The following is a 15,736-nucleotide window of genomic DNA, read 5'->3' as shown; positions in this document are numbered from 1 at the left end:
ACAAGACCAATTCGATATTAGACACGGATCGTCGCAGCTTCAACAATGTGGCTAACCCAGGAGACAAATGCATGCCTGAAAACGCCGCACACGCCGCGCCGCAAACCGCGCACGCCCATCCGATTCCCGACCGCCACGGCCAGAACCTGTTCACCGCCGACACCGAGCTGCACGGCCTGCTCGCGCTCTACCTGCCCGACGACCTGCGCACCCACATGCAGCCGCACTTCGAGCGCCTCGGCGGCCTCGCCGGCGGCCTGCTCGACGAGCTGGCCGGCACCGCCGATCGCAATCCGCCCACGCTCAAGCAGCGCACCCGCACCGGCCTGGACGAGCAGACGGTCGTCAAGCACCCGGCCTATGTGGAGATGGAACGCCTCGCGCTCAGCGAATTCGGCCTGGCCGCGATCTCGCACCGCGACGAGACGTTGGGCTGGAAGGGCAGGATGCCGCCGCTGGTCAAGTACGTGCTGACCTACCTCTTCGTGCAGGCCGAGTTCGGGCTGTGCTGCCCGGTCTCGATGACCGATTCGCTCACGCGCACGCTGAAGAAATTCGGCGAACCCGAACTGGTCGCGCGCTTCCTGCCGCGCCTCACTTCGCTCGACTTCGATGAGCTCGCGCAGGGCGCGATGTTCATGACCGAGCAGGCCGCCGGCTCCGACATCGCGGCCACCGCGACGATGGCACGGCGCAAAGACGACGGCAGCTGGCGCATCACCGGCGACAAGTGGTTCTGCTCCAACCCCGATGCCGATTTCGCGATGGTGCTCGCGCGCGCCGAGGATGGCGCGGCGGGCATGAAGGGCGTGTCGCTGTTCCTCTTGCCGCGGCGGCTGGAGGACGGCAGCCTCAACCACTACCGGATCATTCGCCTGAAGGACAAGCTGGGCACGCGCTCGATGGCCAGCGGCGAGATCCGGCTCGAAGGCGCGGTCGCCTATCTCGTGGGCGAAGAAGGCCGCGGCTTCGTGCAGATGGCCGACATGGTGAACAACTCGCGCCTGTCGAACGGCGTGCGCGCCGCGGGCCTCATGCGCCGCGCGGTGGCCGAGGCCGAGTACATCGCGGCCGAGCGCCGCGCCTTCGGCCGCACGCTAGACCAGATGCCGCTGATGCAGCGCCAGCTCGACAAGCTGCGCCTGCCCGCCGAGCAGGCGCGCACGATGGTGTGCCAGACCGCGCTCGCGCTCGCGCGCTCCGACGCCGGCGAGCCCGATGCGTATGCGCTGCTGCGCATCCTCACGCCGCTCATCAAGTTCCGCGCCTGCCGCGATGCCCGCAAGGTGACGGGCGATGCGATGGAAGTGCGCGGTGGCTGCGGCTACATCGAGGAGTGGAGCGATCCGCGCCTCGTGCGCGACGCGCACCTGGGCTCGATCTGGGAAGGCACGAGCAACATCGTGGCGCTGGACGTGATCCGCGCGGTCAAGCGCGAAGGGTCGCTCCCGGTGCTGCGCGCGCACTGCGAGAAGCTGCTCGCCGATGCGGCCCTCGCGCCCGCTTTCGCCCAGGCCTTGCGCGATGCGCTGGCACGCGCCGCGGCGCTGGCCGAGACCGCGGCACGCGAAGGCGGCGACGTGCTCGCGCGCCAGGCGGCATCGGCGCTCTACCACTGCACGAGCAGCATCGCGATGGCGTGGGAGGCTGTGAACAGCGGCTCCGCAGCGCGCCTGCGCTGGGCGCAGCTGGTGCTGCTGCACCGCGTGCTGCCGCGCGATCCGCTCGCGCCCGATGCGATGCCCGCGGACTGGAACACCACTGCGGCGCGCGCTGCGGAAATCACTGCCTGATTCTTAAAAAACGGAGACATCTCTTGCGACACCTCACCTATTTCTTCGCCGCAGCCACCGCTTGCGCCGCGCTGCTGAGCGCAGCTCCCGCCGCGCAAGCCCAAGGCCCCTTCCCTTCCAAGCCCCTGACGCTGGTCGTGCCCTTCCCACCGGGCGGCCCGACCGACGCGATGGCCCGCACGCTCGCCGCCGAGATGAAAGACCGCCTCGGCCAGCCCATGATCGTGGAGAACCGCGCGGGCGCGGGCGGCAACATCGGCGCCGAGTACGTGGCGCGCGCCGAGGCCGACGGCCACACGCTGCTGTTCGGCACCTCGGGGCCTCTGGCCATCAACGCGAGCCTCTACCGCAAGATCAACTACGACCCGGTCAAGAGCTACGCGCCGGTGATCCAGGTCGGCTACCTGCCGAACATCCTCGTGGTGAACCCCGCGCTGCCGGTGAAGACCGTGCCGGAACTCGTCGCCTACGCCAAGGCCAATCCCGGCAAGCTGAGCTATGCCTCGTCGGGCAACGGCGCCTCGTCGCACCTGGCGGGCGTGCTCTTCAACTCGGTGGCCGGCACCGACCTGCAGCACATCCCCTACAAGGGCACGGGCCCGGCGCTCAACGACTTGCTGGGCAACCAGGTGAGCATGACCTTCACCGACATCCTCACCGCGCTGCCGTACGTGAAGGCCGGCAAGCTGCGTGCGCTGGGCGTAGCGACACTCGCGCGCTCGCAGGCGCTGCCCGAGGTGCCGACGATTTCGGAGCAGGGCTACAAGGGCTACGACGTGAGCGTGTTCTTCGGCATCGTCGCGCCGGCCGGCACGCCCGCGGACCGCGTGGCCAAGCTCAACCATGCGTTCGCCGAAGTGCTGAACTCGCCCAAGGTCAAGCAGATGTTCGCGGCGCAAGGGCTCGAAGCCTCGGCAGATACGTCGCCGCAAAAGCTGGGCCAGTTCATCGTGAGCGAATCGGCCAAGTGGAAGGACGTCGTGAAGAAGTCCGGCGCGCAGCTCGATTGATCGAATGATGGATTGCGAAGGCACCGAACTGAAATGACTTCCCCCCAAGGCGCCCTCGCGGGCATCCGCGTCCTGGACATCTCGCGCATCCTGGGCGGCCCGTACTGCGGCCAGATCCTGGGCGACCACGGCGCCGACGTGCTCAAGGTCGAGCCGCCGCAGGGCGACGACACGCGCACCTGGGGCCCGCCCTTCAAGGAGGCCGTGGCCTCGTACTACCACGGCCTGAACCGCAACAAGCGAGTGCAGCACCTGGACTTCTCGACCGATGAAGGCCGCGAGGCGCTGCTCGCGCTGGTGGCCGAGGCCGACGTGCTGATCGAGAACTTCAAGACCGGCACGATGGAGCGCTGGGGCATCGGCTACGAAACGCTGTCGCAGCGCTTTCCGCGGCTCGTGTGGTGCCGCGTCTCGGGCTTCGGCGCCGACGGGCCGCTGGGCGCGCTGCCCGGCTACGACGCCGCGGTGCAGGCCATGACCGGCATCATGAGCATCAACGGCGAGGCCGATGGCGGCCCGCTGCGCGTGGGCCTGCCTGTGGTCGACATGGTGACGGGTCTCAACGCGGTGATCGGCGTGCTGCTCGCGCTGCAGGAGCGCCATCGCAGCGGGCGCGGGCAGTTCGTGGAAGCGGCGCTCTACGACAGCGGCCTCTCGCTGCTGCATCCGCATGCGGCCAACTGGTTCATGGACGGCACGGCGCCGCGCCGCACGGGCAACGCGCATCCCAACATCTACCCCTACGACGCGCTGGCCACGGGCACCGACCCGGTGTTCGTCGCGGTGGGCAACGACCGCCAGTTCGCAAGCCTGTGCCGCTGCATCGGCCTGCCCGAACTCGCGGACGATCCGCTTTACCGCACGGCCGGTGCACGCTCGGTGCACCGCGACGGACTCAAGCAGCGGCTCGAGGCGGCGATGGCGGCTTTCGACGGGCGCGCGCTGGTCGATCGATTGATGGCCGCCGGCGTGCCCGCGGCACCGGTGCTGCCCGTGGCCGATGCGCTGCAGCATCCGCACACGCTGCACCGCGAGATGGTGGTGGAGATGCCCGGCGGCTACCGCGGCATCGGCGCGCCGGTGAAGCTGGCCCGCACGCCCGCGAGCTACCGCCATGCGCCGCTGACGCCGGGCAGCGCGTTCCTGCCCACGGACGATTCAGCGCAGCACTGAGCGGCCGCGCCCGATGCCGTAGTACGCGATGCCGGCCGCTTCGACCTCGGCGGCGTCGTAGACGTTGCGGCCGTCGAAGATCGCGGGCGTCTTCAGCGCGCCCGCGACGCGCGCGAAATCGGGGCGGCGAAACGCCGGCCATTCGGTCACGAGCGCCAGCACGTCGGCGCCCTGCAGCGCATCCTCGGGCGTGTCGCACCACAGCACATCGCCGCGTTCGCCGACGATGGCGCGCGCATTCGGCATCGCCGCCGGGTCGTGCACCTGCACGCGCGCACCGGCCGCCCACAAGCGCTCCAGCAGCACGAGGCTCGGCGCGTCGCGCATGTCGTCGGTGTCGGGCTTGAAGGCCAGGCCCCAGAGCGCGATGGTCCTGTTCGCGATGCGGCCTTCGAAGTGGTGCGTCATCAGGTCGAAGAGGCGCCCCTTCTGCTCATGGTTCGCCGCCTCGACGGCCGAGAGGATGCGCAGGGGATACCCCTCGCGATCGGCCGCATGCCGCAACGCCCGCACGTCCTTGGCCAAACACGAGCCGCCGTAGCCCGCGCCCGCCTGCAGGAAGTCGGGGCCGATGCGCCGGTCCGAGCCGATGCCGCGGCGCACCATCTCGATGTCGGCGCCCGCATGCCCGGCCACGCGCGCCATCTCGTTCATGAAGCTGATGCGGGTCGCGAGCATCGCGTTGGCGGCGTACTTGGTGAGCTCGGCCGAGCGCCGGTCCATCACCAGCAGTTGCTTTGCGGGGTCGCGCACGAAGGGTTCGTAGAGCCGCGTGAGCAGGTCGATGGCCGCGGCGTCGGTGGCACCGATCACCACGCGGTCGGGCTGCCGGCAATCGCGCACGGCCGAGCCTTCGCGCAGGAACTCGGGGTTCACGGTCACCGCGATGCGATGTGCCGCACCGCGTTGCGAAAGCGCCGCCTGCAGCACGGCCTCGACCTGCTCCGCGGTGCCCACCGGCGCGGTGGATTTGCAGACGACCACGCCATCGCGATCGCGGTGCTGCCCGATGCTGCGCGCCACGGCCATCACATGCCGCAGATCGACGTCGCCCTCGGCATCGGCCGGTGTGTTGACCACGATGAAGAGCACGTCGCCATGCAGGCTGGCCGCGCGCTCGTCGGCCGTGAACCGCAGCGTCCCCGCGGCGAGGCCCTCTGCCACCAGCGCCTCCAGCCCGGGCTCGTGCAATGGCATCCGCCCTTGTTGCAAGCCTTCGATGCGGCCCGCATCGGCGTCGGCGCACAGCACGTCGTGCCCCGCTTCGGCCAGGCAGGCGGCGAAGGTGAGGCCCACATAACCGGCGCCGAAGATGCTCAGTTTCATGCGCGCGCCCCTCCCTTAAGGCACTGGCAGCGGCGGCGGTTGTGAGATAAAAGCAGGATGCAAGCCTTCAAAACAATGTCCGGACAGGAAAATTCGATGATGCCCGATCAAGTTGCCGCGCGTTGCGCGCTGGTCCTGGAGACCAACAACCTGCGCGGCGGAGCGGATGCCGAGGCCGCCGCGAGCACCAGCCTGCTGCGCCTCGTCGCCCTGCTGGCCAAGCAGCAGGTGCCGCTCACGGCGCTGGCGCAGGTGGTCATCACGCACGACGGGTTGAGCGCCGCATCGTGCGAGGCCGTCACGGCATTGGCGGGCCGCCCCATCGACTTCGTGCGCATCGACGCCGCCACCGGCTATTACGACGCCAAGAACGTCGGCTTCGCGGCCACCGATGCGGCGCGCTGCGACCACGTGGTGTTCGCCGACGCCGACTGCCTGCCCGACGACGACTGGCTGCTGCAGATGCTCACGCCGTTCACGCGCGCCGATGCGCCTGCCGTGGTCGCCGGCCGCACGAGCTACGCGGACAGCATCGTGGGCACCGCGCTCACGACCATCGACTTCATGTACTTCCCCAACGCCGACCACGCGGGCGCCACGAGCAACTTCTACGCGAACAACGTGGCCTTCCGGCGCGACGTGTTCGAGCAGCACAGCTACCAGGCGCTCGACGGCGTGTACCGCGCGCACTGCCAGGTGCTGGGCATGCGCCTGAAGGCGGCCGACGTGCCCATCCACTACGCGGCCGCGGCCCACACCGAGCACCGCCTGCCCGACACGCGCGCCGAGGCGCTCAAGCTGCGCTGGATGCGCGGGCAGGACACGTACTCGCTCACGCCGCACCTCTTGCGCAGCTACGTGTCGTCGCGCTGGCAGTGGCTTGCCAGGAGCGGGCCGATCGGGCCGCTGTGCGTGCTGTTCACGCGGCTGGGCTTCAGCGTGCGCGCGCTCAACCACCAGAACCTCCCGCCGCTGCGAGGCCTGCGCTGGCTCGCGGGCGTGGCGCTGATCGTGGGCTTCTCGGCCATCGACATGCTGGGCGCCTTCGCGCGCGGCATCGGCCTGCACACGACGGGCCGCACCAACGCGGATGCCCAGGCGCTTTCCTACCATCGCCCGACATGAACAAGAAAAACATCCTTGGCCTTCTCGTGCTCGCTGGCGCATGCGCCACGGCAGGCGCCGCCGACTTCACCGGCCGCGGCGTCTTCAACTTCAAGTCCGACAGCGGCTGCCCCTTCTCCGCGCTCGCGGGCCCCGCCAACGAGTGCAACCGCCTCGCGCTGGACGATGCCGACACGCGCGCCGCGCTCGACAGCGCCGCGCACACCATCCGCTTCGCCAACCCGCGCATCTACGGCGAGAAGACCATCGTGGGCGATGTGCTGCTGCAGGGCTCGGGCCAGTCGCGCAGTTCACAAGGAAATGGCCAGCGCGTGCCGCTGACCTTCCATGCGCTGCTGAGCCGCTCGGGCAACGAGTGGTCGGTGAGCAGCCATGCGCACTCGCCCGTCGGCGGCGAGTTCAGCGACATCCGGATCGATCCGTACCAGGTCGTGGTGATCGAGGGCAGCGCCGAGCGCGTGGTGTTCACGCCGGCGCAGATCGGCGAGACGCTCTCCAAGCCATCGATCGCCGCGCGGCTCGCCAACGAGATCGTGCAGGTGCAGGACAACCGGACGGGCGGCGCCACCGATGCGGACATCACCGTCGGCCTGGGCCTGAGCCGCGCTTCCAAGTCGGTGGCGCGCGCGCGTTTTCGCGCGCCTGCGGCCAAGGGCGGCGAGCTTTCCGAAGCGATGCGGCAAGGCAACTGGTCGCTCGAGCTGCAGGCGCTGAGCGGGCAGATCCCGCGCCAGGTGGTGCAGCGCGACCTGTTCCTCTACGGGCTCGAATCGCAATCGCTGCTGCAGCCGTTGATGCAGCGCGGCTTCAAGAAGAACGAGAAGCTGGTGCTCGGCGCCGCGGGCGGCAAGGGCTATGTGCGCTACGACGGCCAGCAGCGCGAGTTCGCCGGCGCCGACGCATCGGCGCGCGCGTTCCTGCAGGACAGCTTCATCGGCCTCGTGCTCGGCTGGCAGCAACAGCAGCCACGACCACAGCCCCCGGTGGCCAAGGCCGATGGACGCTGACGCCGCATCGCCGACCACCGCGTTCGGCTGCCTCGCGCCGCCGCAACTGCGCGGCTGGCCGGCGCTGCAGGCGCGGCTGGTGCACCACATCAAGCGGGCGGCCCTGCGCCAGATGCACGCGAGCCGCGCCGGTGAAGTGATGCTGCTGCGCCTGTACCTGGTCGGCGAGGAATCGTCCGAGCAGGCGCTGCAGCGCGAGCTGCGCGCAAGCGCCCCCGAGTGGCTCACGCGCCAGCTCGACCAGCACCTGGCCGACGAGCAGCTGCATGCGCGGCTCTTCGCGGAGGCCATCGTCGAGCGCGGCGGCACCGCGCAAGCGGCCGCATCGCCCGAAGAAGCGCCGCGGCCCGACTGGCTGAGCCGGCGCAAGCTCGCGCGCTGGCAGCGCCTCATCCAGCGCCATGCGCCGCACTTCGCGCACGGCGGCCTCGTGCCGGCCTATGCGATCGGCCTGGCCGCCGAGCAGATGGCCTCGCGCATCCTGCAGCGCCACTGCGCGCTGATCGGCCCGCGGCATGCGCTGCATCCGCTGCTCACGCGCGTGCTGGCCGACGAAGACCGCCATATACGCCTGTGCAGCCGCACGCTGCAGCGCTGCGTGGCGCCGCACGAAGAAGCGCAGCTCGCGCAGCTGATGCACGAGGTGCGCGACACCGAGCGCGGCTTCGGCATCACCGGTGCGCTGGGCATGTACGCGGCCGGCCTGGCCCTGCGCCTGCGCCCCGGCGGCGCAGGGCCGGTGGCCGCCTGAGCCGATCGATGCCGCCGCGCATCGTCTACCTGGCGACCGCGGACGCGCGCGGCCACCTGATGCGCGCGCAGCTCATTGCGCATTCGCTGCGCGCGGCGGGTGCCAGCGTGCAGGTGCTCACCACCTCCGACGAAGGCGCGCGCTTTCTCGCGGGCTTCGGCATCGAGGCGCCGGTGCTCTCGCGCCACTACGCGGTGCAGTTCGACCGCGAGCAGAACATGCTGCGCCGCGAGACCGACCGCAACGTGGCGCACTACATGTTCCGCCCGGGGCGCATGCTGCGCGACATCCTGCGGCTGCGCGCGTGGCTCCGCGATGCGGACCTGGTGGTGAACGATTCCTTCCACCCCGCGCTGCTGTTCATGGGCTGGATGCCGGGCTGGCGGCGCAAGGTGGTGCATGTGTACGGCGCGAGCCTGCGGCATGCGCTCCAGACCAACTTCAGCGGGCGCATGCCGGCGTGGATGGCGGGCATCTTCGGCCGCATCGTCGCCTGGCAGATCGACCGCAGCCGCGCGCGCATCGCGCACGACTTCGCCTACGGCGAGCCGCAGAACGACGGCCGCGGCGGGCACCGGCTCGCCACGCCCGTGGCCGTGATGGGCGCCGACACCGAAGCGCACGACGACCTCGCGCCGCAGGCCGCGGTCTATCTCAATCCGCACTTCGAAGAAGCCGCGCTGGCCGACGGCCTGGAGCGCGGGCTGGCCGATGCGCGCGTGCCGGCGCACCTCGTGGGCGAGGGCTATGCGCAGCGCGCGGGTTGGCACGCGCAGGACGAGCACTGGATCGAGATGGCCGCGCGCAGCGCCTTCATCGTCTCGGCGCCCGGCATGGCGGCGCTGTCGATCGCGGCGGTGTACCGCAAGCCCATCCTCTTGCTCCTGACCGACCAGCCCGAGCAGGCGATCAACGCGCAGCGCGCGGCGCAGCTGGGCCTGCACCACCGCACCGTGGTATGGCAGGGCCGCACGGGGGATTTCGCGCGCGCCGTGACGACGGCCGCGAGCGAACTGCTTGCGCTGGCCGACAACGGCAGCGGCCCGCAGGCGGCGCAGAAGGGGCGCGAAGCCGCCATCGCGCGCCTGCAGCACTGGACGGTGCTGCTCTACAGCCTCGCGTCCGCAGCGCCGCCCCTGCGATAACTAACCGGCAGCGCCGCGCGCCGAATCGCGCAGCGCGCGGAACACGCGGGCGAGCGCGCGCACCGGCCGCATTTCGGACCACTGGATCGACGATGCCGACGACACCTGCGGCGGCGGCATCGCGACCACGCCCCGCGCCGTGCGCAGCGACACCTGCAGTTTCCTGAGCGTGAAGCCCGGCTTCACGAGCGCGCGGCGCCCGTTGCCGCGGCCCGCATCGGCCACGACGAACTGCAGCACCAGGCACTTCCTGCCGGCCGTGGGCTGCACCTCGAACACCAGGCTGCGCCGCTTCGCGCCTGTGGTGCAGGATGCGGGCAGCACCACGCCGTCGAACATCGCGTGCACGCTCGTGGTCTTCAGGTTGCTGCGGAAATCGATGCGCACTTCGAGGCGGTGCGGCTGCTGGTGCGGCGGCTGGTGCTGCTGATGCGACGGCGAGTCCGACAGCGACGGCAGGGGGATCACCAGGCACGCGAGCTCACCGGCACTCTTCACGCCCTCGGCCTCGGGCGGCGCCCATCCCTGGCTCAGCCAGCCGGCCGCGGGGCTGCCGGGGTGGAACAGGTAGGGGCGGCTCAGCTGCAGCTCGGCCACGTCGCGCAGGCCGTGGCTCTGGTCGTCGAAGCCCCAGCGGGTCATGAAGGCCCGGTCGATGGTGGCGGCGGGCCAGGCGGCGAAGTGGCGCGGCGCCGCATCGGCCGTGGCGGCGACGCCGCTGATGGCGGCCATGAAATCCATCGCGCCGAGTTCGGGCCCGACGGGAATCCATGCCGAGCACGCCACCGGCAGTTGCCCGGCGGCGTTGCGGTCGGCGCGGATCAGCGCGTGCGCGGGCTTGCGGAAATAGCGCGCCTCGGTGAGCACGCTGGACGACAGGCTGGCCGCGAAGTGAACGTTGGCGGCCGACAGCAACGCGTAGGTGTTCTCCTCGGTCCACGCCACATTGGGAATGGCCCGCGCGACCGGCGCGAGGTCGTGCAGCGCGGGCTCGTAGGGATGCGGCTTGATCACCAGCAGGTCGACGCTGCGCGCCAGTTCGCGCAGCGGCGCGACCACGCTCGCCGGGTGCATCGTGCGCCCGCCGCTCACGAGCGACAGGTCGACCAGGCTCTGGCCGAAGAAGAGCCCGATGCGAAGCCGCGGATCGAACAGCGCCGGTGCGCCATGCCGCGCGAAGTGGCCCTTGAGCGCGGCCGCGTGGTTCCAGAACACCTCTTCATCGACACGGCGCGCCTGCAGCGCCGCGGCGATGACCGCATCGTTCGTGCGCGCGCAGAAGTGCAGGTGCTCGGTGAAGCGGCGCGGATCGATCTCGATGTCCAGGTAGCTCGCGCCGCTGCGCGCGATGCAGTGCTGCAGCGCCGGCGTGAGGCCCCAGCCGATCACAAGGCACCCGGGGTCGAAGGCCGGCATGCCGTCGCGGCCGTGCACCGGCAGCAGGTCGGCGATGCAGGCGCGGGCCCAGCCGGCGGGCGTCGCGGGCAGGTCGAGCCGGGCCATAAGGCGGGCCACGTCGATGCGGCCGCCGCCTTCCAGCGGCGCGACCTCGCGCACCGGCAGGCCCAGGCGGCCGAGCGTGGAATCGAAGAAGCCTCGCAGGAATCGCCGGTTCGCGGCGTGGTACGGAAGACCGTTGGCGGCGGAGCGAAAGAAATCGTCCGCGAAGATGACGTGATTGAACCGGCGGGTTGTCATTGACTGGGTGCGAGCCGGCCTGCCTGTGCAGCCCGTCCGCGCGACCTTCCATGTGCGATGCGCCAATCTAGGCAGCCACTCTTAGTCCAGCGTGAGAACGGCGGCCCGCGCGCGCAAAGTTCATGCAAAGGCCCCGTAAAGGGGACTGAAACATTGCCTATTTTTTAATCAGTCGAGCGACAGGTTCAGGCTCTTGATCAGCGGATGCCAGCGCGCCGTTTCGTCGCCGATGAGCGCCTCGAACTGCGCCGGCGTGCTGCCCACCGGCTCGACGCCGGCCTCGGCGAACTTGCGCAGCACCGCCGGGTTGTGGATCGCGCTGGCCACCGACTGCTGCAGCCGCGCCACCAGTTCGGGCGGCGTGCCGTCCGGCACCGCCAGGCCCAGGAGCGCGGCCGCCTCGACCCGCGGCATGCCCAGTTCCGCGAAGGTGGGCACCGCGGGCAGCTGCGGCAGGCGCGTGGCATTGGCGACCGCCAGCGCGCGCGCCTTGCCGCTCTGGATGAAGCGGTTGGCCGCGGCCAGGTCGCTCATCATCGCGGGCAGCTGGCCGCCTGCCAGATCGGCCAGCGCGGGCGCCGCGCCGCGGTAGGGCACGTGCACCATGCGCAGCCCGGCCTGCCGCTGGAGCAGCTCCATTGCCAGGTGCTGCGGCGTGCCGGTGCCCGCGGAGGCGAAGCTGACCTTGCCGGGAAAAGCCCGCGCATCCGCGATGAAGGCGCGTGCGTCCTTCACGCCGCTGGCCGGGCCGACCAAGAGCACCATCGGCAGGCGCCCCAGCAGCGTGACCGGCGCGAAATCGCGCGCCGGGTTGTAGCTGAGGTTGCGGTAGAGCGCCGGGTTGAACACCAGCGTGCCGTTGTCGGCCGAGAGCACGGTGTAGCCGTCGGCCGGCGCACGCGCGGCCTCGATGGCACCCAGCGCGGTGTTGCCGCCGGCGCGGTTCTCGATCTGCACCGGCTGGCCGGTGTCGATGGCCAGCTGCGTGCCGATGGTGCGCGCGACGATGTCGGCGATCGCGCCCGCGGGGTACGGCACGATCCAGCGGATCGGCCGGGCCGGGAAGTCGCGCTGCGCGTGCGCCGCCCTCGCCAACATGCCCGACACGGCCGCGAGGGCCAGTGCCGCGAGCTTGCGTCGGGAAAGGCCTGGCATCACCTCACGCCGCGCGGCTGGTTTTCAGGCCCTGGCCCGCGGCCCACGTCGCGACGTCTTCGCGCTTGATGGCGGCAGCCATGAGCCCCGGGAACGCATCGGGCGTGCATGCGAACGACGGCACGCCAAGGGCGGCCAGCTTGGCGGCGAGATCGCGGTCGTAGGCGGGCGCGCCCTCGTCGCTGAGCGCGAGCAGCGCGATGAACTGCACGCCGGCCTCGACCAGCTCGTTGGCGCGGCGCAGCAGGTTGTCTTCCACGCCGCCTTCGTAGAGGTCGGAGATCAGGATGAGGATGGTGTTGCGCGGCTCGCGCACCAGGCTCTGGCAGTAGCCGACCGCGCCGTTGATGTCGGTGCCGCCGCCCAGTTGCACGCCGAACAGCAGGTCCACCGGGTCCTGCAGCTGCTCGGTCATGTCGACCACGGCGGTGTCGAACACCACCAGCTTGGTCGCCACCGCGGGCAGGCTCGCCATGACCGCGCCGAAGATGCTCGAGTAGACGACCGAGGCCGCCATGGAGCCGCTCTGGTCGATGCACAGGATCACCTCGCGCTGCGGCTGGCGGGCCTTGCGGCCGTAGCCGACCAGCGTCTGCGGCACCACGGTGCGGTATGCCGGCTGCCAGTGGCGCAGGTTGGCGCGGATGGTGCGGTTCCAGTCGATCTCCGAATGGCGCGGGCGGCGGTTGCGCTGGCTGCGGTTGAGCGCGCCGCTCACGGCGCTGCGCATCGGCTCCTCCAGCTTCTTCATGAGCTCGTCGACCACCTTGCGCACCACGGCGCGCGCGGTGTCCTTGGTGCCGGCCGGAATCACGCTGGAGAGCGCCACAAGATTCGCGACCAGGTGCACGTCGGGCTGCGCGTTCTCCAGCATCTCGGGCTGCAGCAGCATCTGGCGCAGGTTCAGGCGCTCCATCGCGTCGCGCTGCATCACCTGCACCACCTGGCTCGGAAAGTACTTGCGGATGTCGCCGAGCCAGCGCGCCACGCTGGGCGCCGAATCGCCGCGGCCGCCGCGCTGGCCGCCCTGGCCGAGGCCGCGCCGGCCATCGGCTTCGTAGAGCGCGGCGAGCGCTTGGTCGATCTCGCGCACGCGGCCTTCGACGGCACCGCAGCTCGCATTGGCTTCGCTGCCGAGCACGAGGCGCCAGCGCTGCAGGCGGTCGGTGGGCGGCAACGTGGCTTCTTCGGTACCCGCAGGGTCTTGAAGGTTTGCGCTCATGCTTTCACTCCCAGCAGTTCCCGCAACAGCGGCAGCGCGAGCACCGCGCGTGTGTCGTCCCAGTCGGCGGCGGCCACGGCGGACGGCAGCGTGCCGCCGACCGCACCGCGCTTCGCACGCTCGCCGAGCGCGCGCCGGTCGGCGCCGGAGAAGTCCGCGAAGCTGCGGCGCACCAGCGGCAGCACCTGCACGAAGTGCTCTTCACCGAGCCCCGAGAGCCAGCGATCGACCAGCGACCAGACGGCTTCGTCGTGCAGCAGCACCATCGCATTGCGGTTGAGAAAACCTTCGAGCCACGCGGCCGCCTCGGTCGGCGGTGCGCCGGCCGAGAGGTTGCGCCCGAGCTGCTGCGAGGCGCCGTCGCTGTCGATCTGCGCATCGTCCAGCAGCAGCCGGCAGCTCACGCCGCGCAGCAGCGGCGCGCCGGTTTCGCCGAAGGCGATGGACCGCAGCGCGGCGCGCCAGGCAGCGGTGGTTTCCTCGCCGTCGCGCAGGCGCACCGCGTCGTGCGTGGCGATGAGCCGGGTGCGCAGCGCTTCGGCGGCCTCGGCATCGAGCGCGCCGCAGGCGATCGGCAGGCCGATGGCGCCGCGCACGATCAGGCTGTCGAGCACATGCGAGAGCAGCGCGCTGTCGGTCTGGCGCACGCTGCCGTAGCGGAACACGTTGGCCAGCGGCGGCACCGCGCCGATGAGCTGCACCGCGTCGCCGGTGAGCGCGGCGCGGTCTTCGAGCGCGCGCGTCACGGCCTGCACGGCGACCGGCAGGTCGGCCAGCAGCACGATGTCGACCTGCTCGGCGAGGGCCGTGAGCGAGGTCTCCGCCGCCAACGCTTCCATCACGCGCGCGCTCGCGGCATGCGCCACGGTCGCGCCGAAACGGCTGGCCTCGATGATGCGCAGCGCGAACTCGGGCTGCCATTGCAGTTGCCACACTTCGTGGAAGGTGCCGCGGCTCGCGCGCTGGCCGGCGGTGATTTCGCCCCACGGCAAATCGAGCAGCCGCAGGCGATGCAGCAGGTGGCTGCGCGCGAGGTCGTTGGGCTGGCGCAGGTCGAGGTCGAGCGTCTTGGCGGTCGCCTCGGGCTTGAGGCGCAGGCTCTTTTGCGCCTGCTCGATGTCGCGCTGCAGCGGCACGGTCGGCACTTCGGCGGGCACCTGGCCCATGCGGTCGCCGACGGTGAGGCGCTCGTGGATCAGCGTGAGCGGCGCCTGCTCGCCCATGCAGATCACGCTGCGCACGGCCTCGTCGAGTTCGGGCAGGCCCGGCGCAGGGCGCTCGCGCAGCGCGGCGAGCGTCTCGGCCAGGCGCGTCGCTTCGATCAGGTGGGCGGAGGAGCAATCGAGGTCGTGCTCGCGCAGCAGCCGTGCCACGCGCGCGAGCCAGCCGGTCGTTCGGCCCGCCACCTGCTGGCCTTGCTGCCACAGGTGCTCGTACCAGCCGGGCGAATCGATGCCGGCGCCGTAGCCGCTCGCGCTCGTGAGGTGCCGATACGTCCACGGCACCCAGGTCGCGAGCACCTTGAGCTTGGGCAGCCCCTTGAGCAGCGCCGCATCGGCCTTCGCGGTGACCGCACCCTGCAGCGCCGGCACGTGCCACGCGCCGCAGACGACGGCGATGCGCTGGTGGCCGGCCTTCACGGCCTCGCGGATCGACTGGCGCATGAAGGCTTCGCGCAGCTGCTCGCGCTCCATCGCGCGCTGGCCGCGGCGGTCTTCGGGCGTTTCGGCGCGCACGGCGGTCATCGCTTCGGCGATGGCGCCGAAAAGGTCTTCGCCATCGCCGCGCTCCTCGACCATGTGGTTCCACCAGCTCTCGCCATCGGCGTAGCCGGCGGCGTGGGCGAGCCAGTCGAAGGGGTCGTCGGGCAGTGCGTTGGCGGCTTGCGCCTGTTCGGGGTCTTCGGCGGTTTCGGAGACGGGCACATTGTCGGTCTCGTCATCGTCGAGCGGCGTCTCGATGGGCACTTCAGCCTTGGCCTCGTCGGCCGCGCGTGCCGCCTGCTCGATGGCCATGCGATGCGCCTGTGGCAAGTCGATGAAGCGCGTGGGCAGCTGGTGCTTCACGCCCCACTGCAGCGCCTGCCACTCGGGCGAGAACTCGGCGAACGGGTAGAAGGCCGCCAGGCGCGTGTCGTCGTTCGCATGCACCAGCATCGCGACCGGCGGGCGCAGGTCCGCATGCGCCATGAACGAGAGCAGGCCCTCGGCCTCGGGCGGCCCTTCGACCAGGATGCAGTCGGGCTGCAGCGACTCGAAGGCGCGCAGCAGGCTGCGCGCGCAGCCGGGGCCGTGGTGGCGGATGCCGAAGTAGTGCAGCGGTGATGCCATG

12 protein-coding genes are annotated in these 15,736 nt (G+C 70.9%); 7 read left to right on the top strand and 5 right to left on the bottom strand.

Annotated features, from left to right (window positions below; translation table 11 throughout):
• Positions 1 to 71: 71 nt before the first annotated feature.
• Genes ACZYRS_RS03205 through ACZYRS_RS03195 form a run of 3 tightly spaced genes read left to right on the top strand, consistent with a single transcriptional unit; the run spans position 72 to position 3,976 of the window.
• Positions 72 to 1,793 carry an acyl-CoA dehydrogenase family protein gene (locus ACZYRS_RS03205; RefSeq protein WP_463418098.1) on the top strand — a complete coding sequence of 574 codons (1,722 nt, stop codon included), beginning with the start codon at positions 72 to 74 and terminating at the stop codon, positions 1,791 to 1,793.
• 23 nt (positions 1,794 to 1,816) lie between these two features.
• Positions 1,817 to 2,803 (top strand): Bug family tripartite tricarboxylate transporter substrate binding protein, encoded by a 987-nt coding sequence (locus ACZYRS_RS03200; protein WP_463418097.1) that lies wholly within the window; start codon positions 1,817 to 1,819, stop codon positions 2,801 to 2,803.
• A 33-nt stretch (positions 2,804 to 2,836) separates the two neighbouring features.
• The gene (locus tag ACZYRS_RS03195; protein ID WP_463418096.1) at positions 2,837 to 3,976 is read left to right on the top strand and encodes a CaiB/BaiF CoA transferase family protein; all 1,140 of its coding nucleotides are present in this window, start codon (positions 2,837 to 2,839) and stop codon (positions 3,974 to 3,976) included.
• On the opposite strand, the gene ACZYRS_RS03190 is transcribed toward ACZYRS_RS03195, so the two are convergent.
• On the bottom strand, positions 3,962 to 5,302 hold the full coding sequence (locus ACZYRS_RS03190) for a UDP-glucose dehydrogenase family protein (RefSeq protein WP_463418095.1): 1,341 nt from the start codon (positions 5,300 to 5,302) through the stop codon (positions 3,962 to 3,964). The two genes, ACZYRS_RS03195 and ACZYRS_RS03190, sit on opposite strands and share 15 nt — an antisense overlap.
• Before the next feature lie 96 nt (positions 5,303 to 5,398).
• Between ACZYRS_RS03190 and ACZYRS_RS03185 the strand changes: the two genes are divergently transcribed.
• From ACZYRS_RS03185 to ACZYRS_RS03170, 4 genes are read left to right on the top strand one after another with little or no spacing between them, the layout of a single operon-like run.
• Positions 5,399 to 6,427: a glycosyltransferase family 2 protein gene (locus ACZYRS_RS03185; RefSeq protein ID WP_463418094.1), complete on the top strand. Its 1,029-nt coding sequence runs from the start codon at positions 5,399 to 5,401 to the stop codon at positions 6,425 to 6,427.
• Complete coding sequence (locus ACZYRS_RS03180) at positions 6,424 to 7,434, top strand: hypothetical protein (protein WP_463418093.1); 1,011 nt, start codon at positions 6,424 to 6,426, stop codon at positions 7,432 to 7,434. The genes ACZYRS_RS03185 and ACZYRS_RS03180 overlap by 4 nt, the downstream gene beginning before the upstream one ends.
• Complete coding sequence (locus ACZYRS_RS03175; RefSeq protein ID WP_463418092.1) at positions 7,424 to 8,185, top strand: hypothetical protein; 762 nt, start codon at positions 7,424 to 7,426, stop codon at positions 8,183 to 8,185. The genes ACZYRS_RS03180 and ACZYRS_RS03175 overlap by 11 nt, the downstream gene beginning before the upstream one ends.
• A gap of 8 nt (positions 8,186 to 8,193) precedes the next feature.
• On the top strand, positions 8,194 to 9,330 hold the full coding sequence (locus tag ACZYRS_RS03170; protein ID WP_198788727.1) for a glycosyltransferase family protein: 1,137 nt from the start codon (positions 8,194 to 8,196) through the stop codon (positions 9,328 to 9,330).
• Here the strand turns inward: ACZYRS_RS03170 and ACZYRS_RS03165 are convergent, their stop codons facing one another.
• The 4 genes from ACZYRS_RS03165 to ACZYRS_RS03150 form a co-directional block, all read right to left on the bottom strand.
• Positions 9,331 to 11,028 carry a hypothetical protein gene (locus ACZYRS_RS03165; protein ID WP_463418091.1) on the bottom strand — a complete coding sequence of 566 codons (1,698 nt, stop codon included), beginning with the start codon at positions 11,026 to 11,028 and terminating at the stop codon, positions 9,331 to 9,333.
• Positions 11,029 to 11,196: 168 nt separating this feature from the next.
• Positions 11,197 to 12,183 (bottom strand): Bug family tripartite tricarboxylate transporter substrate binding protein, encoded by a 987-nt coding sequence (locus tag ACZYRS_RS03160; protein ID WP_463418090.1) that lies wholly within the window; start codon positions 12,181 to 12,183, stop codon positions 11,197 to 11,199.
• Positions 12,184 to 12,187: 4 nt separating this feature from the next.
• The gene (locus tag ACZYRS_RS03155; RefSeq protein ID WP_463418089.1) at positions 12,188 to 13,405 is read right to left on the bottom strand and encodes a VWA domain-containing protein; all 1,218 of its coding nucleotides are present in this window, start codon (positions 13,403 to 13,405) and stop codon (positions 12,188 to 12,190) included.
• Positions 13,402 to 15,735, bottom strand: coding sequence for a DUF5682 family protein (locus ACZYRS_RS03150; protein WP_463418088.1), 2,334 nt, complete (start codon positions 15,733 to 15,735; stop codon positions 13,402 to 13,404). The genes ACZYRS_RS03155 and ACZYRS_RS03150 overlap by 4 nt, the downstream gene beginning before the upstream one ends.
• Between the last annotated feature and the right edge of the window lies 1 nt (position 15,736).

Source organism: Variovorax sp. AC194 (assembly GCF_979257995.1).
This window is presented reverse-complemented; position numbering and strand designations above follow the sequence as displayed.

Excerpts from the sequence above, each read along its gene's own strand:
- ACZYRS_RS03205 (WP_463418098.1), top strand. The coding sequence starts at position 72 with ATGCCTGAAAACGCCGCACACGCCGCGCCGCAAACCGCGCACGCCCAT.
- ACZYRS_RS03195 (WP_463418096.1), top strand. The coding sequence starts at position 2,837 with ATGACTTCCCCCCAAGGCGCCCTCGCGGGCATCCGCGTCCTGGACATC.
- ACZYRS_RS03190 (WP_463418095.1), bottom strand. The coding sequence starts at position 5,302 with ATGAAACTGAGCATCTTCGGCGCCGGTTATGTGGGCCTCACCTTCGCC.
- ACZYRS_RS03185 (WP_463418094.1), top strand. The coding sequence starts at position 5,399 with ATGATGCCCGATCAAGTTGCCGCGCGTTGCGCGCTGGTCCTGGAGACC.
- ACZYRS_RS03180 (WP_463418093.1), top strand. The coding sequence starts at position 6,424 with ATGAACAAGAAAAACATCCTTGGCCTTCTCGTGCTCGCTGGCGCATGC.
- ACZYRS_RS03175 (WP_463418092.1), top strand. The coding sequence starts at position 7,424 with ATGGACGCTGACGCCGCATCGCCGACCACCGCGTTCGGCTGCCTCGCG.
- ACZYRS_RS03170 (WP_198788727.1), top strand. The coding sequence starts at position 8,194 with ATGCCGCCGCGCATCGTCTACCTGGCGACCGCGGACGCGCGCGGCCAC.
- ACZYRS_RS03165 (WP_463418091.1), bottom strand. The coding sequence starts at position 11,028 with ATGACAACCCGCCGGTTCAATCACGTCATCTTCGCGGACGATTTCTTT.
- ACZYRS_RS03160 (WP_463418090.1), bottom strand. The coding sequence starts at position 12,183 with ATGCCAGGCCTTTCCCGACGCAAGCTCGCGGCACTGGCCCTCGCGGCC.
- ACZYRS_RS03155 (WP_463418089.1), bottom strand. The coding sequence starts at position 13,405 with ATGAGCGCAAACCTTCAAGACCCTGCGGGTACCGAAGAAGCCACGTTG.
- ACZYRS_RS03150 (WP_463418088.1), bottom strand. The coding sequence starts at position 15,735 with ATGGCATCACCGCTGCACTACTTCGGCATCCGCCACCACGGCCCCGGC.